Here is a 22,196-nt window from a genome sequence, read left to right as displayed (position 1 = left end):
GCTCCTAGACTCACCGGGTGCACGCGTTACATCCGAACGAACCACGTCACATCGGCGCCTACCGGCTCATCGCCTCGCTCGGCGAGGGCGGGATGGGCCGGGTCGCGCTCGCCGCCGGTCCCGACGGCAGGCTCGTCGCGCTCAAGCAGGTCCACGCTTCGTTCGCCAAGGATCCCGCCTTCCGCGCGCGGTTCCGGCGCGAGGTGCAGGCGTCACGGCTCGTGTCCGGTGCGTACACGGCGGCGGTGATCGACGCCGATCCCGAGGCCGAAACCCCTTGGCTCGCTTCGGTTTACGTAGCCGGTCCGTCACTGCGCGAAGCCGTGGACGCGGGCGGGCCGCTGCCGGAACCGTCGATCCGGCTGCTGGCCGCGGGGCTGGCCGCCGCGCTCGGCGAGATCCACCGCGCCGGGCTCGTGCACCGCGATCTCAAGCCCAGCAACGTGCTGCTGACCTCCGACGGGCCGAGGGTGATCGACTTCGGGATCGCCCGCGCCACCGAGGGCGGCACCGAGCTCACCGGCACCGGCGCGGTGATCGGCTCGCCCGCGTTCATGTCACCGGAACAGGCGGAGAGCAGGCCGCTGACCCCGGCCAGCGACGTGTTCTCGCTCGGCGCGCTGCTGGTGATGGCCGCGACCGGGCGCGGACCGTTCGCCGGTGATTCCACGCCGCAGACGCTGTACCAGGTCGTGCACCACCAGCCGGATCTCAGCGGGGTGCCGCCCGAGGTACGGCGGCTGGCGGAACCGTGCCTCGCCAAGGATCCGGCGCTGCGGCCGACTCCGTCGCAGATCCTGGACTTCCTCGGCCAGAGCGCCCCGGCGCCTTGGCCGCCTTCGGTGCAATCGCAGATCGCGGCGCAGGAAGCCGCTGTCCGCGCCGCGCTGTCGTGGCCGGTTCCGCCCCCGCCGAAACGCAAGCGGCGGTGGGTTCCTGCCGCCGCGGTCGCCGGGGTCGCGGTGGTGGCGGCGGGCACGATCGTCGCGATCGGACTGTCCGGTTCGGACGATCCGCCCGCAGCGGCGCCGTTGAACCAGAACCCGCTCGACCTCACGGTGCTGCGGCGCACCGATCCGTGCAAGGTCCTGCCGGGGATGTCGCTCCCGCCGTACGGGAAGTTCCAGCCGGACGACCGGCTGGCGGACGTGAGCAAGTGCTCGTACCGGGCGGAATCGGGGCCGACGCTGAAGCTGAAGCTCGGCTACGCCGTGTACCGGGACGGCGCCGCGCCCGCCGCGCCGATCAACGGCCAGCCGGTGCTGATCAACCACCTCAGCGGCTGCGAGGCGACGATCGCGATCCCCGGCAGCGAAGGGTTCGGCGTGTCGGTGGAGAACGAAGAGTCCACACCGGACGGATGCGAGGAGGCGCGGACCGCGCTGGGACAGGCACTCGACCGGATCAGGGCGGGCGGGGTCGACCACGACCTGCCGAAGGGAAGCGTGCTGCCGCTCGATCCCTGCGCCGTGCCGGATCCCGCCGCGGTCACCAAGCTGCTCGGCGCGCCGGTCACCGGGAAGCTGCAAACCACGATGCGCAGTTGCGAGTTCACCCAGCCGGACTCGGTGAGCGTCGACTTCGGCCGCGGCGCGCCGGACACCGAGGGGACACCGATCGACCTCGGTGGCACGCCCGCGACCATGAAGTCCTCGCCCGATCCGAAGAGCGTGTTCTGCTCGATCAGCTGGTCACCGCTGCGGGTCTCCGACGAGAAGGCCGACACGGTGCGGGTGTTCTTTTCGGACCTCGACGAGAAGGGCGACGCGAACGCCGCCTGCGCGAAGACTCGCGAGTTCGCCATCTCCCTTGCCGCGAAACTACCGAAGCCGTGATCTTCGGAGAGGACTTCGTCACGAAGATCCACTATGGACGGTCAGAACTCGGCCATCAGTTCGTGGAGTCGTTGTTCCAGCACGAGGTTGTCGGCGGGGGTGACGGTCACCCAATCCCTGCCGTTCGCGTCCCTGCTCAGCTGGAACAGGTACCGGCCGGAATCGGTGTCGTGGAAGGCGACCACCCTCGGCGCCCGCCGCACCAGGCCGTCGCGGCCGCGCCGCTCGGCGCCGAACTGTCCTCTTGCGACGGTCCCCATCAACATCCCGGCCAGTTCCTGGCTTTCCTCCAAGGGGAGGCGCCGGTCTTCGAGCGCGGTCACGAGCGCTTTCGCGTCGCCGCGTGCTTCGATGTCGGCCGCGGTGAGCACGTCATGCGGCACGTTCACCGAGCGGCCGACGCCCGGTTCCAGCTCGCCCGCGACGGACACCGCGGCTTCGGGCAGGCGGTCCGCGTCGGCCGGGATGAGCCACACCTCGCCCGCGTCGATGACCGCGAGCACGGCGGTGCCGCCGATCCGCGCGGCGAGGCCCTTGATCTCGCGTTCCGCCCACACCCACGCGTCGAGCGCGAGCTGCGGCGCGGCCAGGATGTTGAACAGGTCCGCGACCTCACCCGTCGCCCGCGTGCCGCGGACGAGACCGCGCCCGCGCAACCCGGTCAGCGCCTCCTCGACGAGCTGGCGGCGCTCGGTCCAGGTGATCCCCGGGCTGATCACCTGGAGCGCCGGATGCCGTTCGGGCAGGCGCTCCGCCTCCCACAACGCGTCGAACTCGAGAACGGAAAGGACGACCGTACCGGTCGGTGAACTCATCCTCGGGACTCGTCCCCGCGGGCGATCGTGCCAGGCGGCACCTCGCGCTGATCGGTGAACAGGTCGTTGTCGTCGACGCCGAACCGGCGGACCTGCTTGCCGTCCTCGGCGTCCCGCTCCGCCGCGCGCTCCAGCAGTCCGCGCTTGGCAGGCTGCTGCTCGGTGCCGTGCCCGGACTTGCGCAGCACCTTCGCCTCTTCCTCCGGCAGGTCGTCCATCGGGATCTGCTTGGCCGCCTTCGCCGATCTGGACGGCGCGCTCCTCGCGAAGCCCTTGCCCTGGCGATCCGGCTCGCCGCTGACCGCGCCACCGGCACCGGCCGCGCCGAGCGCCGTGATGCCCGCGCCCAGCTCGGCCCCGCCGAACGCGGCCCTCGGCACCGTGCTGAACGGCGCGCCGGTGCTCAACGCTGTCACCGGAGGCTGCGGCACGGATCCGACGACCCGGCCCTTCGCGAGCGCGGGCCCGCCGGAAGCCGCGTGCCCCGAAGGCGCTTCACCGCCGCCGGGCGCGCTGCCGCCCCGCGTGCCACCGCCGGGAACGCCACCGCCGCCAGGTCCACCCGTCCTGCCCGCCGACGGGGTGCGCGGCCCGGCCGCGCGTGATTCCGGCACGGTCGGGCCGGTGACCAGCCCGCCGGCGAAACCCGGCTGCGCGGGCGGATTCACCGCGGGCGGCCGCACCTGGCCGCGCCCGTCCGGGATCGGCGCCCGCGCCACCGGGCCGCTGCCGGAAGCCGATCCCGACGGCGGTTCCTGGCCGGGTCGCGGCGCGTGCGGCACCCGGCCGGTCGGCCGCGTGGTCTGGTCCGGCGCGGCGGGCGGCAGGCCGACCGGGGTGATCACCGGGCCGCCGGACGCGCCGCCGCCGTGCGGTGCCGGGCTTCCCGGCGACGGCGGTGGCACCGGGCCACCGCCAGCCGGGGCGCCGCCACCGCCCTGCGGGAGCACCGGGTCATCGCCCGAACCGGGATCGGCGGCGACGAGGTTCGTGAACGGACCGCCGCTGCCTCGCAGCCCGAGTGTCTCCGGCCTGCCGATTTCCTCGGTCGACGCCAGGTTTTCGCCGCTGGAGCGCGCGTACTCGTTCAACGCGTCGACGGTCTGCTGGCGTGCCTCGTTCGCCTGGCGCACCGCGTTCGCGTGATCGGTTTCGAAGCCGAACAGCCCGGCCACCGAGTCGCCGAACGAATAGCCCTCGCTGCCCGCGCCGGTGCGCAGGGCCGCGGTTTCCGGCAACCGGTGCAGGGTCCGGTTGAACGCCTCGCCCTGCGCGAAGATCATTTCCGCCGCGTGGTTGACCTTCGTGGTGGCGTCATGGGAAAAACCGGCGTGCTCGGCGAGCACCACCCCGGCCTGGCCGCCCGCGGTGCTCGTCCACACCACGCCGAGCTTGCCGAGCTGGTCGCGCAGGGTCCCGTCGGTTTCGTCGAGCGCGCCCGCGACCGCTTTGAGCGCGTCGACCGCGGACGAGATGCCGCCGATCCCGTCGCCGTTGCGGAACGCCTGCACCTCGTCGGCGAGCATGTTGTACGAGTAGCCGTCGAAGCGGTGGTCGGAGATCCTGGCCACCAGCGCCCCGACGTCGATCCCGTCGCTCATCTCCGCCGTCCTCACTGCCGTGCGGCCAAGGTCTGCACCGCCATCTTCGCCACCGTCGTGGCCATGTCACACATCCGCGCCAGCGTGAACGAGTTGTCCAGCGGCGCCATCTGCACCCGCAGCGTCTGCCCCGGCGCCACGCCGACGAGCGTCTCGCAGTCCAGCGGATGCGCGGTGTCCCGGAAGTTCTTCACCGCCGGGAAACCGGGTACGTCGACCGGTTGCTTGGTCAGGCTCGACTTCTTGTGCTTGCCGGTCAACCAGTCCTGGAGATCCGCGCTGGTGATCGTTTCGACCGCGTAGCTGTAGAACGGCTGGGTCGCGTCGACGCGGAACACGCAGGTCGGGCCGTCACGCCGGTCACCGGGCGCGGTCTGCGACGGCAGGCCGTTGACCTTCAGCTCGTCGAGTTGGGCCTCGGTGAGCAGCTTGCACGGATCGGCACCGGCCAGCGGCAGGTCTTTCGCGCGCCGCGGCAAGTCCTGCCCCGGCTGAGCCGGAGCGGAAACCTGCGGCGCCGGGACCGCCGCCCCCGGTTCGGTGGTGCCGCAGCCCGCGAGCACGGTGAGGGCACCGGCGGCGAGCAGCGCGCTAGTTCGGACGGACACGCCTGTCCCGCAGGCTCTCGGCCTTCTCCTCGTCGCTCGCCACGTACTTGTGGCTCGCGTCCCGCAGCTGCCCGGCGAGATCGCGCAGGTTCTGCACGTACTCACGGACCCGCTTCGCGTACGAGGCGTCCCCGTCGGCGACGAGCTGGTTCCACGCCGACACCGCGGCACCGGACACCACGTCCTGCGCCGGCGGGTCGATGTGCAGCGCGTCGAGGTGGACGGTGAGCCGCGCCTGCAGCGCGTTGGCCTGGTCTTCGACGATCTTCGCGACCTCGAGCACCTGGTCGGGATCGACGTCGATGTCCTTCATCCCGGGCACCCGCGGTACCGCGGTGCCCAGCGGATTCCCCGGTGCGCCCTGGTCGCCTGGCACTTCCCCACCTCACAGGAACGGACGGTAGCCGGTCATATCCACTCGGAAAGGCTACCAACGCGGATGTGAAACGCGCACGAGTTCAGCGGGACGGGATCGCGATCCCGGTTTCGGCCGCGCGCTGCGCGATGTCCGTGCGGTGGTGGGATCCGGGCAGGTGCACCTTCGCCACCCTGCGGTAGGCGTCTTCGCGCGCCTGCGCGAGGTCCGGGCCGACGCCGACCACGGACAGCACCCTGCCGCCCTGGGACACGACCGCGCCGTCGTCGCGGCGGCGCGTGCCCGCGTGCAGCACGCCCTCGGCCTCGCCGCCGGTGATCACGTCACCGGCCCTCGGCACGTTCGGGTAGCCGTCGGCCGCGATCACGATCGTCACGGCGGCGCCGTCGTGCCAGCGCAGCGGCGGCTGCTCGGCGAGCACGCCGGTCGCGGTGGCGTGCAGGAGCGCGCCGAGCGGGGTTTCCAGCAGTGCCAGCACGACCTGGGTCTCCGGGTCGCCGAAGCGGCAGTTGAACTCGATCACCTGCGGGCCGTCGGACGTCAGCACGAGACCCGCGTAGAGCAGACCGGAGAACGGGGTGCCGCGCGCGGCGAGCTCGTCGACGACGGGCTGCACGACGTTCGCGACGATCTCGTCCACGAGACCGGACGGGGCCCACGGCAGCGGGGCGTAGGCGCCCATGCCGCCGGTGTTGGGGCCGGTGTCGCCGTCGCCGACGCGCTTGAAGTCCTGCGCGGGCAGCAGCGGCACCACGGTGCGGCCGTCCACCAGGCAGAACAGCGAGGCTTCCGGCCCGTCGAGGAAGGTTTCGAGCAGCACCGGGTGGCCGCCGTCGAGCAGGGTCATCGCGTGCTTGCGGGCCAGCTCGTAGTCGGCGGTCACCACCACGCCCTTGCCCGCGGCGAGCCCGTCGTCCTTGACCACCCAGGTCGGGCCGAAGCGCGCGAGCGCCGCATCGAGGTGGGCGGGGTTGTCGACGATTTCGCTGTGCGCCGTCGGCACCTTCGCGGCGGCCATGACGTCCTTCGCGAACGCCTTGGAGCCTTCGATGCGGGCGGCGGCGGCCGACGGGCCGAAGCACGCGATCCCGGCGGCGCGCACCGCGTCGGCGACACCGGCCACCAGCGGGACCTCGGGCCCGATCACCACGAGATCGGCCTTCCAGCTCCCGGCGAGCGCGGTCACCGAGGCCGGGTCCGCGACGTCGACGGCGAGCTGCTCGGCGAGCGCGGCGGTACCCGCGTTCCCCGGCGCGCACGCCAGCGCGGTCACCACCGGATCGTGTGAGGCAGCGAGGACAAGGGCATGTTCGCGGGCACCGGACCCGACAACCAGGACACGCACGAGTGAAGGGTAACCGGCCGCGTTCGCCGCTGCCCCGCGGTGCTGTCCAACGGCCGTTCAGCCGCCGAGCGCCTGCTTCGCGCCGGGGTGCAGCGGCACCGGCTGGGTCAGCTTCGCGACGCCGGGGTCCATCTGGTCCGCCGACGGGTGCGCCTGCGCGAGATCGGCCTTCTTGTCGAACAGCAGCTTGGTGATCGCGCACGCGCTCGGCGCGGGGAAATCGCTGCGCACCAACAGGAAGTTCGGCACCACGATGGTCGGCACGGCGGCCTGCTGCGCGTAGGTCGCGACCGGGATCTCGCCGGTGTCGTACACCGGGTTGATCTTGCGCATGGCACCGAGCAGCGGCGTGATGTCGAGGAACTTCACCTGGCCCTTGAGCGAGGTGATGATGTCGGACAGCTGCGCGGTCGGCAGCCCGCCGGACCAGACGAGCCCGTCGATGGTGCCCGCCTTGACGCCGTCCGCGGTCGCGGCGAGGTCGAGCCGCTGCGCCTGGATGTCGGTGTCCGGGTTGAGCCCGGCGGCCTCCAGCAGCCTGGTCGCGATCACCTCGGTGCCGGACTGCGGCGAGCCGATCGAGATCCGCTTCCCGCGCATGTCGGTGATGCTGTTGATCCCGGAACCGTTGCGCACCAGCACCTGCGTCGAGTTCGGGTACAGCCGCGCGAGCGCCTGGATCCGCTGCGGGCGCCCGGCGAACACGCCGGTGCCGTTGACCGCGTCCGCCGCGGTGTCGGCGAGCGCGAACGCGACGTCGTCGCGGCCGTCGGCGAGCTGCTGGATGTTCTGCACCGAGGCGCCGGTGCCCTCGGCGGTCGCCTTCAGCTTCGTGTTCGCGCTGATCACCTGCGCCAGCCCGCCGCCGAGCGCGTAGTACACGCCGCCGGGGTTGCCGGTCGCGATCTTGACGGTGCCCTCGCCCGCCGTGCAGGATCCGGCCGGGGCGGGGCCGTTCGAGGTCTCGCCCGTGCAGCCGGTGGCGGCGAGCACGAGCACGACGGCCAGCAGCCGGGCCGACCGAGCCTTCGCGCGCATGCTCCACTCCCTGGTGTCTCGAGCCCGACTTGAGCCCACTGTGCTCACGCCGCCGCGCCGTCCGGGGTTTCCGGCACGAGGTGAGATGTGATCGCGACCGCACGGAAACCAAAACCCGGCTTCGGCGGCACCGAATAGTAGAAGATCGCCACCCCGCCCCCGACGCGGGCGCGACTGACCACAGTGGACGAAGGCGGCCACGGTCCGTGTCGGCGCGTTCGCGCAGCTCGCACGGTACGGTGTGGCCCGTCACAACCGCGTCAGGGGCCATCCGCCGTTCACCCGCTCGTCAAGCGCCCGTCGGCGGCCGGTCGCCGCGGGGGACCAGTGTCCCGGCCGACATCCCGTGAAGAGAGGGCACTCATGATGCGAAAGCGACTCGGCCTGCTCGCCCTGTCCGGACTGGCCGTGCTCGGCGCCGCGGGGCTCGCGGTGGGCCCCGCCACGGCGACCGAGGCCACGGATGCGGCCACCGCGAGCCGGGGGCACGATGGTCCGGTGATCGTCGGCCACCGCGGCGCGCCAGGCTACCGCCCAGAACACACGCTCGCCTCCTACGAACTGGCGTTCCGCCAGGGCGTGGACTTCGTCGACGTCGATCTCGTGCCGACGAAGGACGGCCAGCTCGTCGCCAGGCACGAGCCGGAGATCGGCGGCACCACCGACGTGGCGAAGCACCCCGAGTTCGCCGCGAGGAAGACCACGAAGGTCGTCGACGGCAAACCGCTGACCGGCTGGTTCACCGAGGACTTCACCCTCGCCGAGCTGAAGACGCTGTACGCCGCCGAGCGGATCCCCGACATCCGGCCGGACAACACGATCTACGACGGCCGGTACCGGATCGCGACCTACCAGGAGGTGCTCGACCTGACCCGGCGCCTCGGCCACGAACTGCACCGGACGCTCGGCACCTACCCCGAGGTCAAGCACTCCACGTACTTCGCGTCGATCAAGAACCCGATCGAGCCGAAGCTGGTGGAGATCCTCGACCGCAACCACCTGAACCGCCGCGGCGCGCCGGTGATCATCCAGTCGTTCGAGGTGTCGAACCTGATCGCGCTGCACCGCCAGGTCCGGGTCCCGCTGCTGCAGCTGACCGAGGCCAAGGGCGCGCCAGCCGACTTCGTCGCGAGGGGCGACAAGCGCACCTACGCCGATCTCGTCACGCCGGCCGGGCTGCGGGAGATCAAGAAGTACGCGGACTACCTCGGGCCGGAGAAGGCGCAGATCATCCCGCTCGACAAGGCGGGCAACCTGACGACGCCGACCTCGCTGGTGCCCGACGCGCACGCGGCCGGGTTGCGGGTGCAGCCGTACACCTTCCGCAACGAGAACAACTTCCTGCCCGCGAACCTGCGTTCGTCGGCGAACCCGCAGCAGTACGGGAACGTCTTCGCCGAGGAATCGGCGTTCCTGAAGGCGGGCGTCGACGGGTTCTTCGCCGACCAGCCGGACACCGCGCTGGAGTCGGTGAAGGCGTTCCAGCAACGCTGAGGAAGCCCCCTGAAGGTGGCTTTCGGGGACGTAGATGCCCCGAAAGCCACCTTCGGGGCATGAATCACTGGGCTGGCCGGGGGCGGATTTTGACGGATTCTTGACACTCGCGGCGGGCACGGGCACAGTATGCGGATCTCAATGGTCTGTCCGTATACCTTTCGAGGTGGGTGCCCATGGCCGAGGCAAGCAACCAGCCCGAAGAGCAGGACGCCGACGCCGCGAGGCTGCACGCGCTCGGCTACGCCCAAGAACTGAAGCGGACGATGTCCGGCTTCTCCAACTTCGCGGTTTCCTTCACGATCATCTCGATCCTCTCCGGCTGCCTCACGCTCTACGGCTTCGGCATGACCACGGGCGGGCCCGCCGCGATGATCTGGGGCTGGCCGCTGGTCGGCGTGTTCGTGATCCTCGTCGGCCTCGGCATGGCGGAGGTGTGTTCGAGCTTCCCGACCGCGGGCGGGCTGTACTACTGGGCGGCCAAGCTCGCCCCGCGCAACGGCGCCGCGTGGTCGTGGTTCACCGGCTGGTTCAACCTCATCGGCCAGGTCGCGGTCACCGCGGGCATCGACTTCGGGGCGGCGCTGTTCCTCAACGCCTTCCTCGATCTGCAGTTCGGGTTCGCCGCGACACCCGGCCACACGATCCTGCTGCTCGCGATCATCCTCGTGGTGCACGGCGCGCTGAACACCTTCGGCGTGCGGATCGTCGCGGTGCTCAACAGCGTCAGCGTGTGGTGGCACCTGATCGGCGTGCTGGTCATCGTCGGCGCGCTGGTCTTCCTTCCCGAACACCACCAATCGGCTTCGTTCGTGTTCGGGCACTTCGCGAACGGCACGGGCTGGGGTTCCGCGGTCTACGTGTTCGCGCTGGGTCTTCTCGTCGCGCAGTACACCCTCACCGGGTACGACGCGTCCGCGCACATGACCGAGGAGACGAAGAACGCGTCGGTCGCCGGACCGCGCGGAATCGTCAACTCGATCCTGGTTTCCCTTGTCGCGGGCTGGATCCTGCTGATCGGCCTGACCTTCGCGATCCAGGATTACGACGGCGCGGTGAACTCGGCCACCGGCGTGCCGCCCGCGCAGATCTTCATCGACGCCACCGGCGCGGCCACCGGGAAGTTCCTGCTGCTGATCTGCATCGGCGCGCAGCTGTTCTGCGGAATGGCTTCGGTGACCGCGAATTCGCGCATGATCTACGCGTTCGCGCGCGACGGCGCGGTGCCCGGCTCGAAGATCTGGCACCGCATCAACAAGCGCACGCAGACGCCGACGAACGCGGTGTGGCTCGCCGCGGGCGGCGCGATGGTGCTCGCGCTGCCGTACCTGTGGAGCAAAACGGCGTACTCGGCGGTGACCTCGATCGCGACCGTCGGGCTGTACGTGGCGTACGTGATCCCGGTGTTCCTGCGGCTGCGCCGGGGCGACGACTTCGAACGCGGCCCGTGGCACCTCGGCCGGTGGAGCAGGCCGATCGGGATCGTCGCCTGCCTGTGGGTCGTGGTGATCTTCGTTTTGTTCATGCTGCCGCAGGTTTCGCCGATCACCGCGGACACCTTCAACTACACCCCGGTCGCCTTCCTGGTCGTACTCGGCGGCGCGGGCCTGTGGTGGCTCGCGTCGGCGCGGAAGTGGTTCACCGGCCCGAAGGTTCAGGGCAGCGCGGAAGAACTGGCCGCCGTCGAACAGGAGCTGAAGGAAATCGGATGAGCGGGCCGTTTCGGTTTCGAACCGCGTACGTACTTTGCGGTGAAACCGGGGAAAGTGCCTGTCCGTAAAGGATTCGACGCCCTAGCGTGAGCACATGGGCAGAAAGCGAACGCCACGGCCGTACAGCGTCAAAGCACGCGAAGTGGGTTCGGAACTCCGCAAGCACCGCGAGAGCGCGGACCTGTCCCTTCGCGAGCTGGCGCAGAAACTGGGGTGGTCGCATGCGAGCCTCTCGTTCATCGAGAACGGGGCGCGGCCGCCCTCGGCCACCGATGTCGCCAGGTACCTCGGCGGCTGCGGCCCGGTGGACCAGGTCGACTACGAGTGGCTGGTGAAGCTGGCGGCGGAACCGGATGGCCCCGGCCTGGTCCGCTCGCACGAACCCAACCTGAGCACGGAACTCCGATCCTTGATCGTGCAGGAAAGCTCGGCGACCGCGATCACCGCCTACGAACCAGATGTGCTCGAAGGGCTGCTGCAATCGGAGAACTACGCGCAGGAATTGCTCCACTGGGGCGGCATGCTCACGCCCGATGCCATCGAGCTGCGAGTGAAGGCCCGGATGGCACGCCAAAGATTGCTCCACCGCCGCTTGCCACCCCAATGCACCTTCTTCCAGCAAGAGCGCGCACTTCGCGCAGTCATCGGCGACAACCAGGTGATGAACGAGCAGATCCTGTACCTCATGCTGACGGGCGCGCAACGCCACTGCGTAGTCCGCATTGTTCCTGACTCCGCCGGGCCCTTCAGCGCTTGGCAGGCGTTCCGGGTCATGGACTACGACAGGTTTCCTTCGGTCGTCTACACCGAAGGCATGACCAGCGGGACCTTTCTGGAAGGTCCCCATGACGTGGTTACTCACCGAAGCATGCTCGACAAGCTCGATAACGCGGCCCTCGATGAGGGACAATCGCGGGCGTGGCTTGTCGATTTGGCAGCCGCTTACGACCGAGCGGAGGCCGCGCCCCCATGCCCACCCAGGATCGCACCGGACTGACCTGGCGAAAGAGCTCCTACAGCAACGCGAGTGGGAACGCCTGCGTCGAGGTCGCCTGCGAACATTCCACGACGGTGGTCCGGGACTCGAAGGCGCCCGGATCGGGCCACCTCACCCTGCCCCGTTCCGCCTGGCGGGCCTTCCTCACCACCGCACGCATGCCCCGAAGGTGACCTTCAGGGCATCTAACGTCACTTTTCTCACCCTCGCAGCCTCCCCGCCCCAGCTACTCATGCCCCGAAGGTGACTTTCGGGGCGCTCAATTCCCTGAAGGTCACTTTCGGGGCACGCGAGAGCTCGCCGCGAGCCCGCACGGGCGGTGGGAGTTCGATGCGAGGGGAGAGTTGGCGGCGTCTAGCGCCCCGAAGGCCACCTTCGGGGACAAGGCGGCCGCCTGCCCGACGAGGGATGCCTGCCGCGAGGGCCGAGAGCGTGGCGCTCAAGTCCCCGAGGGTGGCCTTCGGGGTACCCCGCTCCCGCTCACTCCCGGCGGCGGCGTTCGACGTAGACGGCGGCTTCCGTGCGGCGTTGCAGGCCGAGCTTGTGCAGCAGCGAGGAAACGTAGTTCTTCACCGTCTTTTCCGCGAGGCTCAACCGGTCGCCGATTTCGCGGTTGGTGAGGCCCTCGGCGATGAGGTCCAGCACGCGTTGCTCCTGCGGGCTCAGCAGATCGTACCGGGTGTCGCCGTGGTCGCCGCGCAGCCGGTTCATCACGGTGGCGGTGACCTTCGCGTCCAGCAGCGACCCGCCCGCGGCGACGGTGCGCACCGCGTCCACGACGGCGCTCGACGAGATCTGCTTCAGCAGGTACCCGGCGGCACCCGCCATGATCGCGCCGAACAGGGCGTCGTCGTCGGAGAACGAGGTCAGCATCAGGCACGCGGGCGGCGGGTCCGTGGAGGCGCGCACGTCGCGGCACACCGTGATGCCCTCGCCGTCGGGGAGCCGCACGTCGAGCACGGCGACCTCCGGCCGCACCAGCGGGATCCGCACCAGCGCCTCCGCCGCCGTGCCCGCTTCGCCGACCACCTGGATGTCACCCGCGTCTTCGAGCACCGTGCGCAGGCCGCGGCGGACCAGCTCGTGGTCGTCGAGCAGGAAGACCGAGATCACGGCGAGTCCCCCGTCCGCAGCCGCGTCCGCCACCGCAGGTCCGCGCCGTCGTCGTCGGTGACGCGGAGTTCGAGCATGCTGCCGTCGGGTTCGACGCGCACGGCCACGTCGACCGCGTTCGCCTGCCCGCCGCAGGCGATATCGGACAGGGTGTCGCGCAGGGCCGCCAGCAGATCGGCGCGGACATCGTCCGGCACGAGCGAATCGAGGGGGCCGTCGAGCCGGAGATGCGGCTCGAAGCCGAGTGGGACGGTGGCCTCGCGCGTGGTTTCCACCAGCGCGGTGCGCAGTCCGGATTCTTCTTCGTGGAGCGAGAAAATGGTGCGGCGTACTTCGTGGATGGTTTCGTCGAGCTGGGCGACGAAACCGCCGATGGTCTCGGCGTGTTCGGGGTCGAGCTTGTTCCGCAGCCCGTCGAGGCCGAGTCCGACCGCGAACAGGCGCTGGATCACCAGGTCGTGCAACCCGCGCGCGATGCGGTCGCGGTCCTCGAGGACCGCGAGGCGTCTTCGCACCTCGGCCGCCCTGGCGAACACCAACGCGACAGCGGCATGTGCGGCGAACGTCTCCGCCAATTCGAGATCTCCTTCGGTGAACAGCGGGTCGCCGCGGAACCGGACCAGCACGAGCACGCCGAGCACGTCCGACGCCGCCGCGAGCGGCACCGCCACCGAGGAGTCCAGATCGGCGACCTGGGGCGGGAACCGCACCGACGGGTCGTCCGCCCTGGCGAGTACGTGGTTGCCATATTGCCGGAAGATCGCCGCTTTCCCGGTGACGAACACGTGCCCCGATCCGGTTTCGGAAATCGGCACGGACAGCCCGCTGATCCGGTCGGCGCCGATCCCCACCCCGTCCACGACGTCGAACACGAGGTTTCCCGGGCGGTCTTCGTCGGGCAGCGCGATCGCGGCCACCGGCGCCTCGGCGAGTTGCCGCGCGCGCTCCGCGACGAGCCGTAAAGAAGCCTTCGGATCGTTACCGGACAGCAAGGAGCCGGTGATGTCGTTGGAAGCGCGAACCCACCGCGCCCTGCGTTCCCCCGGATCCACCGGCCTCACCATCCCCTGCAGTCCGAGCCTTTTTACTCTCCGCTGCCCGCTAGCACTCGCGCAAGCACCCGACAAGGGCCTTGCGACCCGGTGAACTCGGGACGGTGGACCGGCGCGAACCTCCGGCGGGGAACGGAAACTTGCCGACATGTGGATGTGGCGCTCGCGGAAGCGCTCGACGCCGGCGCTCCGCGCGGCAACGGCTTACTGCTGCACCGCATGGGACGGCCCCGGCGCGAGCCTGGCGGAGCTTCGGGAGGGCTGCCGCCGGTTCGCCCGGGGCCAGGGCCTTTTGATCACCGCGTGGGCGGCCGAGGTCGCGCCGGACGACATCGAGCGCCGGTACACCGAGCTGCTGCGGTACACGATCGAATTCGCCACCGATCCCGAGATCGACGCGCTGCTGATCGCCGAATCGAGCACACTCGTACGTTCGTACGGCACGGCCGAGCTGCTGGCGAAGACGCTGAGTCCCGAAGGCAGCCGGATCGTGCCGGTCGGCCTCAGCCTCGCCGGACCTTCACTGTCCTTTGTGGATTCTTCGCGGCCGATCCCGTCCTGACGGCCAGCGCGCCCGCCGCACCGGCCAGCCCGATCAGCGCGAACGCGTAGAAGCCCCACGGGTAGGCGATCCCGGCCGAGAGCAGCGCGCCGCCGACGACCGGGCCGCAGATCGCGCCGAGCCTGCCGATCCCGGCGGCCCAGCCGAGCCCGGTGGCGCGCAGCGCGTCGCCGTAGGTGCGGCCGACGTAGGCGTACACGAGCACCTGCGCGCTGAACACGAACGACCCGGCGAGGAACACCGCCGCGTACAGCCCGAACCCCGGCAGACGGACGCTCAGCAGCGCGAGGAACGCGGCCGCGGCGAGGAACCACGTGATCGTCGAGCGGCGGATGCCCGCCCTGTCCGCGGCGAACCCGGCGACGAGCAGGCCGGCGACCCCGCCGAGGTTCAGCGTGAGCAGCAGGCCCAGCGCGGCGCCGAGCTGGTACCCGGCCTGCCGCATGATCTCCGGCAGCCACGTGTTGAGGCCGTAGACGAGCACCAGCCCCATGAACGAGGTGACCCAGAACGCGATGGTGGCGCGCAGGAAGCCGCCGCTGAACAGGCCGCGCACCACGTCGCGGGCGCTTGGCCGCTCCCGTCGCGCGGCCACCGCTTCGAACACTTCCGACTCGGGCAGGAACTTCACCATCAACGGCACCAGCACCACCGCGGGGAGCGCGCCCGCGACGAACATCGCGCGCCAGCCGAGCGCCGGGATGAGGCCGATCCCGAGCAACGCGGTCAGCACCGCGCCGACGTGGTAGCCGGTCATCACGGTGGTCGTCGCGCTGCCGCCCTTCCCCGCCCGCGCGTGCTCGGTGACCAGGGTGATCGCCGTCGGCAGGCAGCCGCCGAGGCCGAGCCCGGCGAGGAAGCGCAGCAGCCCGAACACGAACGCGGACGGGGCGAGCGCGCACAACGCCGTGCACGCCGAGAACGCGGTGACGGCGAAGATGAGCGCCTTGCGCCTGCCGATCCGGTCGGTGACCGTGCCGATCGCGAGCGCGCCGAGCGTCATCCCGACGAGCCCGGCGGTGGACACCGCCGACGCGGTGCCCGGCGTGAGGCCCCACACGTGGTCGCGGAGCAGGACGGGCAGCACGGTGCCGAGCACCACGAGGTCGAACCCGTCGAGCAGCACGGCCGTCCAGGCCAGTGGCCGCACCCAGGCACTCGCTTCGCGAGACATCGCCGACATCGCCGACCTCCAACGATCTTCTCCGGGCGTTCGCTTGGCGACCAATGATTCGGATAGCGCACATTCGACACCAGAGGTCTTTCACTGAGCGGAAGAGATCGACAGGTTCCCCCGCCGCGAGCGGAGCCGGGCCGCCTGGGTGAGGATCTTCCCGGGAGGTTCGGATGGAGATTCTGACGCTGATGGCCGTGCTCGCCGGCTCGCTCGGCCTGACCGCGTTCGCGCGCCGGTACAACCTGTCGGCGCCGCTGCTGATCGTGGTGGTCGCGCTGGGGGTGTCGTTCATCCCCGGGGTGCCGAGGATGCAGCTCGAACCGGAGCTGATCCTGAGCCTGGTGCTGCCGCCGCTGCTCTACTCGACCTCGCTGGAAAGCTCGGTCACCCAGTTCCGCGCGACCCTGCGGCCGATCATCGCGCTCGGCGTGGTGCTCGTCGCGGTCACCGCGCTGGTCGTCGGGTTCACCGTGCACCTGCTGCTGCCCGACCTGCCGCTGGCCTCCGCGCTCGTCCTCGGGGCCGTCGTGGCGCCGCCGGACGCCGTGACCGCGGTGGCGATCGGGCGCAGGCTCGGCCTCCCGCGCCGCCTGATGACCGTGCTCACCGGTGAAAGCCTCGTCAACGACGCCGCCGCGCTGACCCTCTACAAGATCGCGCTCGCCGCCGTGCTCGGCACCGCGGGCTCGATCGGGCACGGATTCGCCGTGTTCAGCGTGGCCGTCGTGCTCGGCATCGCGGTGGGACTGGCGATCGCGGTCGTGGTGAGCTTCGTGCGGCGCCGCCTCGACGACCCGTTGATGGAGTCGACGATCGGGATCATCGTGCCGTTCGCCGCCTACGTGACCGCGGAGCACCTGCACCCGTTTTCCGAATCCTTCAGCGGTTCCGGGGTGCTCGCCGTGGTCGCCGCCGGGCTCTACCTCGGCAACCGCTCGCTGCACGCGGGACCGGCGACGCGCGTGCAGGATTCGTCGGTGTGGGCGTCGATCGACGTGCTGCTCGAAGCGCTCGTGTTCGCGCTGATGGGGTTGCAGCTCCCGTTCATCCTCGAAGGCGTCGAAGCGAACGCGCGCGACAACGGGACGCTCGTGCTGGACGCGGCGATCGTGCTCGCGGTGACGATGCTCGTGCGGATCCCGTACGTGTTCCTGTCGAGCTACCTGCCGCAGACCATGCGCCTGTTCGGGCGCGGCAGACCGGTGCCGTCGTGGCGGTACCTCGCGGTCCTGTCGTGGACGGGGATGCGCGGCGTGGTCACCCTGGCCGCGGCCACCGGTGTGCCGCTGGTGACCGCGGCGGGCGATCCGTTCCCCGGCCGCGACGAGATCCAGCTCTTCGCCTTCGCCGTCGCGGTGGGAACCGTGCTGGCGCAAGGGCTCACACTGCCCGTGCTGATCAAGAAGCTCGGCATCCGCGACCCGCACGAGGCCGAGCGGGACGAACAGGAGGAACTCGCCGCCCGCAACGCCGCGATGGAGGCGGCGCTGGCCAGGCTCGACGAGATCCTGCCCCAGATGCTGTCCTCTGTGGACATTCCGAAGGAGAAGGCGGAGAAGCTGGCGAACCGGTTGCGGACGCTGGTGGAAACCCGCTACCGGGGCGCCGTCGCCGCGATCTCGCTGAGCGCGGAAGAACGCGAAGGCAGCCCGCACGCCGCGTTCATCCGCGCCCGCCGCGAACTGCTCGTCACCCAGCGGGAAGTGCTGCTGTCCGAAGCCAAGGCGGGCAACCTCGACGACGACGTGCTCCGGAAAGTGCTGCGGGAACTGGATCTGGAAGAACTGGCGCTGACGAACACGCTCACCTCACGCGTGAGCTGAGCTGCCCGCCCAGTTCGACGGTCCGCTTCTGGTCGGCGTCGCCCATCAGGCCGGTGTAGGAGAGCACCACCTCGGTCGCGCCCGCGTCGAAGTAGCGGTTCAGTTGCGCGGCAACACTTTCCTCGTCACCGACGACGGTGACCTCGGCCGCCTTCGAAGCGCCTTCCAGCGCCACGACCCGCTGGTACGACGGAATGGTGTCGTAGAAAGCGGTTTCCGCAGCCATTCGCTCTTTCGCCGCGTCGACATCACTGGTGACGACGGTCGGCACGAGCGCGATGATCCGCGGCGCCGGGCGTCCCGCTTCTTCGGCCGCTTTCGCGATGACGGGCACGATGTGGTTCTCGAGCGTTTTCGGGCCCGCGAACAACGGCAACGTCCCGTCCGCGAGTTCTCCGGTGACGCGCAGGGCTTGCGGCCCCATCGCGGCCACCACGATCGGCACCGGATCCGCCCCGGCGACGGCGGCGGGCAGCGGCGTGCGCGCGGTCAACGTCTCGCCTTCGAAATCGACGTTTCCGGTGTCGAAGATCGACCGCAGTGCCGTGATGAATTCGCGCAGCCGTTTGATCGGACGCTCGTGCGGAATGCCGAAAGCGGGCTCCGTCAACGCTTTCGCGCCGAGTCCGAGCCCGAGCGTGTACCGGCCACCGGTCGCGGCCTGCGCGGTCTGCGCGGAGTTCGCCAGCAGGACGGGGTGCCGCCCGAAGATCGGCACCACGGAGGTGCCGACCGCAAGGCCGGGCACCTCCCTGCCGACGATCGCGGCCGCCGCGACGGCGTCGTAATCCAGCCTTTGACCGAGCCAGGCGGTGCCGATCCCGGCAGCGGAAGCGGCGTGCGCCTGGGAAACCAGATCGTCGATCGCGTTGGGGGCATGGGGCGAGGCGAGGAGTGCTACACCGATGCTCATAACGGGCACAACCCGCCGGGCCCGCCCCCGATTCCCGGAAACTACACGAATTCGTGCCGCACGATCGTCTGCTCGCGGCCGGGGCCGACGCCGATCGCCGAAACACGGGCGCCCGCGAGCTCTTCGAGCCGCTCGACGTACGCGCGCGCGTTCGCGGGCAGCTCTTCGAAGGTGCGGCAGCCCGAGATGTCCTCGAACCAGCCGGGCAGCTCTTCGTAGATCGGCACCGCGTGGTGCACGTCGGTCTGCGTCATCGGCATGTCGTTGGTGCGGAACCCGTCGACCTCGTAGCCGACGCACACCGGCACCCGCTCCAGCCCGGACAACACGTCCAGCTTGGTCAGGAAGTAGTCGGTGATGCCGTTGACGCGCGTGGCGTAGCGCGCGATCACCGCGTCGAACCAGCCCGTGCGGCGGTCGCGGCCGGTGTTCACGCCGACCTCGCCGCCGGTCTTGCGCAGGTACTCGCCCGACTCGTCGTGCAGCTCGGTCGGGAACGGGCCGGAACCGACGCGCGTGGTGTAGGCCTTCAGGATGCCGAGCACGGTGGTGATCCGGCCCGGTCCGATGCCCGATCCCGCGCTCGCGCCGCCCGAGGTCGGGTTGGACGAGGTGACGAACGGGTAGGTGCCGTGGTCGACGTCGAGCAGCGTGCCCTGCGAGCCCTCCAGCAGCACCGTCTCGCCGCGTTCGAGCGCCTGGTTGAGCTGCAGCCGGGTGTCGGCGATGCGGTGCGCGAACTTCTCGCCCTGCGCCAGCACGGTGTCGGCGACCTCGTTCGCGTCGAGCGCCTTGCGGTTGTAGACCTTGACCAGCACCTGGTTCTTGAAGTCCAGCGCCGCCTCGACCTTCTGGCGGAAGATCTTCTCGTCCAGCAGGTCCTGCACGCGCACGCCGACGCGCGCGATCTTGTCCTGGTAGCAGGGGCCGATGCCGCGGCCGGTGGTGCCGATCTTCTTCGCGCCGAGGTAGCGCTCGGTGACCTTATCGATCGCCACGTGGTACGGCATGATCAAGTGCGCGTCGGCGGAGATGAGCAGGCGCGAGGTGTCGACGTCGCGCTCCTCCAGGCCGGTCAGCTCGTCGAGCAGCGCGCCGGGGTCGACCACCACGCCGTTGCCGATCACGTTCGCGACGCCGGGGGTCAGGATCCCGGACGGGATGAGCTTGAGCGCGAAGTCCTGGCCGTCGGGGAGGACCACGGTGTGCCCGGCGTTGTTGCCGCCCTGATAGCGGACGACCCACTGGACCCGGTCGCCGAGCAGGTCGGTGGCCTTGCCCTTGCCTTCGTCTCCCCATTGGGCACCGATCAGCACGATGGCCGGCATGTGACACTCCAGGATGTTCGGCGACAAAGATTTCGGTGGGGTGATCCGCTGGGACACCCCGTGGCGCTGGTGAATGCCGGTGCATGAGCGTAACGGAGGACCTGACGGTGCGGGGACTGGTGCTGCTCTGCGGGCGAGGCGCGCCGGTGTCGGGTGAGCTGGACGGCTTCGAGGTCAGGACCGTCGCGGAGCGGCCTGGCAAGGCGGATGTGGACCCCCACCTGGGCGATGTCGACCGGCTCGTGGTGGCGGGGACGGACGCCGCGCTCGCCTCCGTAGTCGTGCGGTTACTCCGCAAGGACGCGCTTTCCCGGGTCGCGGTCGGGTTCGTGCCCGCGGCCGCGGACTCAGCCGTCGCCGCGGTGTGGGGGCTGCCGACCGGTGCGGCCGAGGCGCTGAAGGTCGCGGTGCACGGCGATCCGGATCCGGTTCCGCTCATCCGGGATGATTCGGGCGGCGTGCTCGTCGGCAGGGCCACGGTCGGACCCGTTCGCGGAGTCGCCTACTGCGACGACGAAGTGGCTCTGCGTGGCGCCGCTCGCCAGATAGCGGTAACCCCTGACCCGGATGGCGGTACGGGCCTCGTCGCCCGCGTGACGAAGGGCCTCGTGTTCAAACGACCGTCGACCACGCGCGGCCGCGCGTTCCAGATCGGCTGCGTGCCCACCGTTCCGGTGCTCGACGGCGTGCCGTTTCCGCGCCAGATAAGCAAATGGACGTGGTACCGGCACACAGAGGACCTCCGGCTGGCCCGCGCTCGTTGACACGGCGTTGGCGTGTTGTCACCCGGAGGTGTTGCATTCGCCACCTTCGTGGATAAGGGTTATCAAGTCCCCACATCCAACACGGAGGCAGCAAAATGCCAACGTCACGAAGTGTTCGCAACTCGTTCACCGTTTTGGGCGTTTCGGCGGTACTGACCACGGGCATGGTCGGTATCGCCTCCGCCGAGCCGCCGAACATCCCTTCGGCCGACACGGCGAAGGCGGCCCTCACGAAGCTGACCGTCGCACCGGACGGCAGCCTCGACGGCTACTCGCGCGAGAAGTTCCCGCACTGGATCGACCAGGGCAACAACTGCAACACCCGCGAGGTCGTGCTGAAGCGCGACGGCAAGGACGTCAAGACCGGCCCGGACTGCGCGGCCACGTCCGGCTCGTGGTTCAGCCCGTACGACGACGCCACCTGGACCAAAACGTCCGATGTGGACATCGACCACGTCGTCCCGCTCGCCGACGCGTGGCGCACCGGCGCGTCGAAGTGGACCACCGAACAGCGCCAGGCCTACGCCAACGACCTGGACGACCCGCAGCTGATCGCGGTCACGGACAACGTGAACCAGGAAAAGGGCGACAAGTCGCCCGACCAGTGGAAGCCGCCGTCAACCGGCTACTGGTGCACCTACGCGCGGATGTGGGTCGCGGTGAAGTCGAAGTTCAAGCTCACCGTCAACGACGCGGAAAAGACCGCGCTCACCGACATGCTGGGGAAGTGCTGACGCACGGGGCTTTCGGATCTTCCGGGGCGGCACCGTTCGGTGCCGCCCCGTTTTTCTTGCGCTCGAGGACGCTTGCCGCCCTCGCTCGGCGGCGGGAGTGCGGCGCGAGGGCCGAATTCGCGGCGTCTACCGCCCCGAAGGCCACCTTCGGGGACAGGCACCAGGGCGGCAGCCCGCCACGAGGGCCGAGATCGTGACGCTCAACGCCCCAAAATGAGCCTTCGGCAGCACCCCGCGGCCGGACCCGACCTCTATAGGAACATCTTTCGGGGCATGGGGGCCCGCGGCAGTCGAGCGCGCGAGGGGTGCGATCGCGGCGTCTGGCGCCCCGAAGGTGGCCTTCGGGGCATTGAGCGCGTTCAGGTCGATTTCTGGTGCGGGGCTTCGATTTGTTCGCGCAGGATGTCGCCGTGTCCCGCGTGCCGGGCGAATTCCTGGATCATGAGCAGCAGGGTCCACCGCATGCTGACCTTTCCTTCGCGGGGGTTGTCCTTCGTGTCGTCGAGGTCGAAGCGGGCGGCGATTTCGCGGGACCGCTGGCTCGCGCGTTCGAACTCGGCGATCACGTCGTCGAGGGACTCGTCTTCCGCGACGGCGAAGGTGCCCTCGTCGCGCTTCGAGTATCCGTCGCATTCGGACTCTTCGAGACCGGCCCAGAATCGTTGGAACCAAATGCGTTCCGCGCCCGCGGCGTGCTTGAGCAACGAGATCGACGTCGTCAGCGAGGGAACGAGGCGTCGGCGGGCGTTGGTTTCGGAGAGGCCGCGCGCGGTCTCGATCAGGGCCTCGCGGTTGAAGTCGAGCATGTTCTCGAGGAGCGTTCGTTCGGTTCCGTCGGTGATCAGGGTCGTGCTCAAGTGCTTACTCCGTTCTTTGTGCATGGCTGAAGTGCCCGTCCGGGAAGGGGAA

21 protein-coding genes are annotated in these 22,196 nt (G+C 70.0%); 9 read left to right on the top strand and 12 right to left on the bottom strand.

The annotated features are described in order from the left end of the window. The first annotated feature begins 17 nt into the window (after positions 1-17). Positions 18-1,835 (top strand): serine/threonine-protein kinase, encoded by a 1,818-nt coding sequence (locus tag HUW46_RS21450; RefSeq protein WP_215548968.1) that lies wholly within the window; start codon positions 18-20, stop codon positions 1,833-1,835. 41 nt (positions 1,836-1,876) lie between these two features. Here HUW46_RS21450 and HUW46_RS21445 read toward each other — a convergent pair whose 3' ends face one another. The 6 genes from HUW46_RS21445 to HUW46_RS21420 form a co-directional block, all read right to left on the bottom strand. Beyond that, positions 1,877-2,650: an ESX secretion-associated protein EspG gene (locus HUW46_RS21445; protein WP_215548967.1), complete on the bottom strand. Its 774-nt coding sequence runs from the start codon at positions 2,648-2,650 to the stop codon at positions 1,877-1,879. Next, positions 2,647-4,251: a hypothetical protein gene (locus HUW46_RS21440; protein ID WP_215548966.1), complete on the bottom strand. Its 1,605-nt coding sequence runs from the start codon at positions 4,249-4,251 to the stop codon at positions 2,647-2,649. Before HUW46_RS21440 ends, HUW46_RS21445 begins: the two co-directional genes overlap by 4 nt. Before the next feature lie 11 nt (positions 4,252-4,262). Continuing rightward, the gene (locus HUW46_RS21435; RefSeq protein WP_254126401.1) at positions 4,263-4,859 is read right to left on the bottom strand and encodes a DUF3558 domain-containing protein; all 597 of its coding nucleotides are present in this window, start codon (positions 4,857-4,859) and stop codon (positions 4,263-4,265) included. Next, a complete protein-coding gene (locus HUW46_RS21430) occupies positions 4,843-5,235 on the bottom strand; it encodes a type VII secretion target (protein WP_254126399.1) in 393 nt (130 codons plus the stop codon). The genes HUW46_RS21435 and HUW46_RS21430 overlap by 17 nt, the downstream gene beginning before the upstream one ends. Before the next feature lie 82 nt (positions 5,236-5,317). Further along, positions 5,318-6,580, bottom strand: coding sequence for a phosphoribosylamine--glycine ligase (gene purD, locus HUW46_RS21425; protein WP_215548965.1), 1,263 nt, complete (start codon positions 6,578-6,580; stop codon positions 5,318-5,320). 57 nt (positions 6,581-6,637) lie between these two features. Further along, entirely contained in the window at positions 6,638-7,618 is a 981-nt protein-coding gene (locus HUW46_RS21420; protein ID WP_215548964.1) for a TAXI family TRAP transporter solute-binding subunit, read from the bottom strand. A gap of 363 nt (positions 7,619-7,981) precedes the next feature. Between HUW46_RS21420 and HUW46_RS21415 the strand changes: the two genes are divergently transcribed. The 4 genes from HUW46_RS21415 (at position 7,982) to HUW46_RS21400 (ending at position 11,994) form a co-directional block, all read left to right on the top strand. After that, positions 7,982-9,112 (top strand): glycerophosphodiester phosphodiesterase, encoded by a 1,131-nt coding sequence (locus HUW46_RS21415; protein WP_215548963.1) that lies wholly within the window; start codon positions 7,982-7,984, stop codon positions 9,110-9,112. 176 nt (positions 9,113-9,288) lie between these two features. Next, a complete protein-coding gene (locus HUW46_RS21410) occupies positions 9,289-10,824 on the top strand; it encodes an amino acid permease (protein ID WP_215548962.1) in 1,536 nt (511 codons plus the stop codon). Between the two features lie 94 nt (positions 10,825-10,918). After that, positions 10,919-11,821 (top strand): helix-turn-helix domain-containing protein, encoded by a 903-nt coding sequence (locus HUW46_RS21405; protein ID WP_215548961.1) that lies wholly within the window; start codon positions 10,919-10,921, stop codon positions 11,819-11,821. Continuing rightward, the gene (locus HUW46_RS21400; RefSeq protein WP_215548960.1) at positions 11,794-11,994 is read left to right on the top strand and encodes a DUF397 domain-containing protein; all 201 of its coding nucleotides are present in this window, start codon (positions 11,794-11,796) and stop codon (positions 11,992-11,994) included. Before HUW46_RS21405 ends, HUW46_RS21400 begins: the two co-directional genes overlap by 28 nt. A 307-nt stretch (positions 11,995-12,301) precedes the next feature. Here HUW46_RS21400 and HUW46_RS21395 read toward each other — a convergent pair whose 3' ends face one another. Then, a complete protein-coding gene (locus tag HUW46_RS21395) occupies positions 12,302-12,967 on the bottom strand; it encodes a response regulator (protein ID WP_305860995.1) in 666 nt (221 codons plus the stop codon). After that, on the bottom strand, positions 12,931-13,986 hold the full coding sequence (locus tag HUW46_RS21390; protein ID WP_215548959.1) for a GAF domain-containing sensor histidine kinase: 1,056 nt from the start codon (positions 13,984-13,986) through the stop codon (positions 12,931-12,933). The genes HUW46_RS21395 and HUW46_RS21390 overlap by 37 nt, the downstream gene beginning before the upstream one ends. A gap of 148 nt (positions 13,987-14,134) precedes the next feature. Here HUW46_RS21390 and HUW46_RS21385 point away from each other — a divergent pair, with 148 nt between their 5' ends. Beyond that, positions 14,135-14,548 carry a hypothetical protein gene (locus tag HUW46_RS21385; RefSeq protein WP_215548958.1) on the top strand — a complete coding sequence of 138 codons (414 nt, stop codon included), beginning with the start codon at positions 14,135-14,137 and terminating at the stop codon, positions 14,546-14,548. Here HUW46_RS21385 and HUW46_RS21380 read toward each other — a convergent pair. Next, positions 14,490-15,722 carry an MFS transporter gene (locus HUW46_RS21380; protein ID WP_215550015.1) on the bottom strand — a complete coding sequence of 411 codons (1,233 nt, stop codon included), beginning with the start codon at positions 15,720-15,722 and terminating at the stop codon, positions 14,490-14,492. The two genes, HUW46_RS21385 and HUW46_RS21380, sit on opposite strands and share 59 nt — an antisense overlap. 173 nt (positions 15,723-15,895) lie before the next feature. On the opposite strand from HUW46_RS21380, the gene HUW46_RS21375 reads away from it, so the two are divergent. Next, positions 15,896-17,548: a Na+/H+ antiporter gene (locus tag HUW46_RS21375; protein ID WP_215548957.1), complete on the top strand. Its 1,653-nt coding sequence runs from the start codon at positions 15,896-15,898 to the stop codon at positions 17,546-17,548. Here HUW46_RS21375 and HUW46_RS21370 read toward each other — a convergent pair. Together HUW46_RS21370 and HUW46_RS21365 are read right to left on the bottom strand one after the other, a co-directional pair. Continuing rightward, entirely contained in the window at positions 17,529-18,461 is a 933-nt protein-coding gene (locus HUW46_RS21370) for an LLM class F420-dependent oxidoreductase (RefSeq protein WP_215548956.1), read from the bottom strand. The genes HUW46_RS21375 and HUW46_RS21370 overlap by 20 nt on opposite strands. 41 nt (positions 18,462-18,502) lie before the next feature. Further along, positions 18,503-19,789 carry an adenylosuccinate synthase gene (locus tag HUW46_RS21365; RefSeq protein ID WP_215548955.1) on the bottom strand — a complete coding sequence of 429 codons (1,287 nt, stop codon included), beginning with the start codon at positions 19,787-19,789 and terminating at the stop codon, positions 18,503-18,505. An 83-nt stretch (positions 19,790-19,872) separates the two neighbouring features. On the opposite strand from HUW46_RS21365, the gene HUW46_RS21360 reads away from it, so the two are divergent. Continuing rightward, positions 19,873-20,553 (top strand): hypothetical protein, encoded by a 681-nt coding sequence (locus tag HUW46_RS21360; RefSeq protein ID WP_254126397.1) that lies wholly within the window; start codon positions 19,873-19,875, stop codon positions 20,551-20,553. A 95-nt stretch (positions 20,554-20,648) separates the two neighbouring features. Beyond that, complete coding sequence (locus tag HUW46_RS21355; RefSeq protein ID WP_215548954.1) at positions 20,649-21,287, top strand: HNH endonuclease family protein; 639 nt, start codon at positions 20,649-20,651, stop codon at positions 21,285-21,287. A 359-nt stretch (positions 21,288-21,646) separates the two neighbouring features. Here HUW46_RS21355 and HUW46_RS21350 read toward each other — a convergent pair whose 3' ends face one another. Next, complete coding sequence (locus HUW46_RS21350) at positions 21,647-22,144, bottom strand: DinB family protein (protein ID WP_254126396.1); 498 nt, start codon at positions 22,142-22,144, stop codon at positions 21,647-21,649. Between the last annotated feature and the right edge of the window lie 52 nt (positions 22,145-22,196).

This window comes from Amycolatopsis sp. CA-230715 (genome assembly GCF_018736145.1).
GTDB lineage: Bacteria > Actinomycetota > Actinomycetes > Mycobacteriales > Pseudonocardiaceae > Amycolatopsis.
Note: the sequence above shows the minus strand (reverse complement) of the source record. Positions and strands in the feature narration are given on the sequence as shown.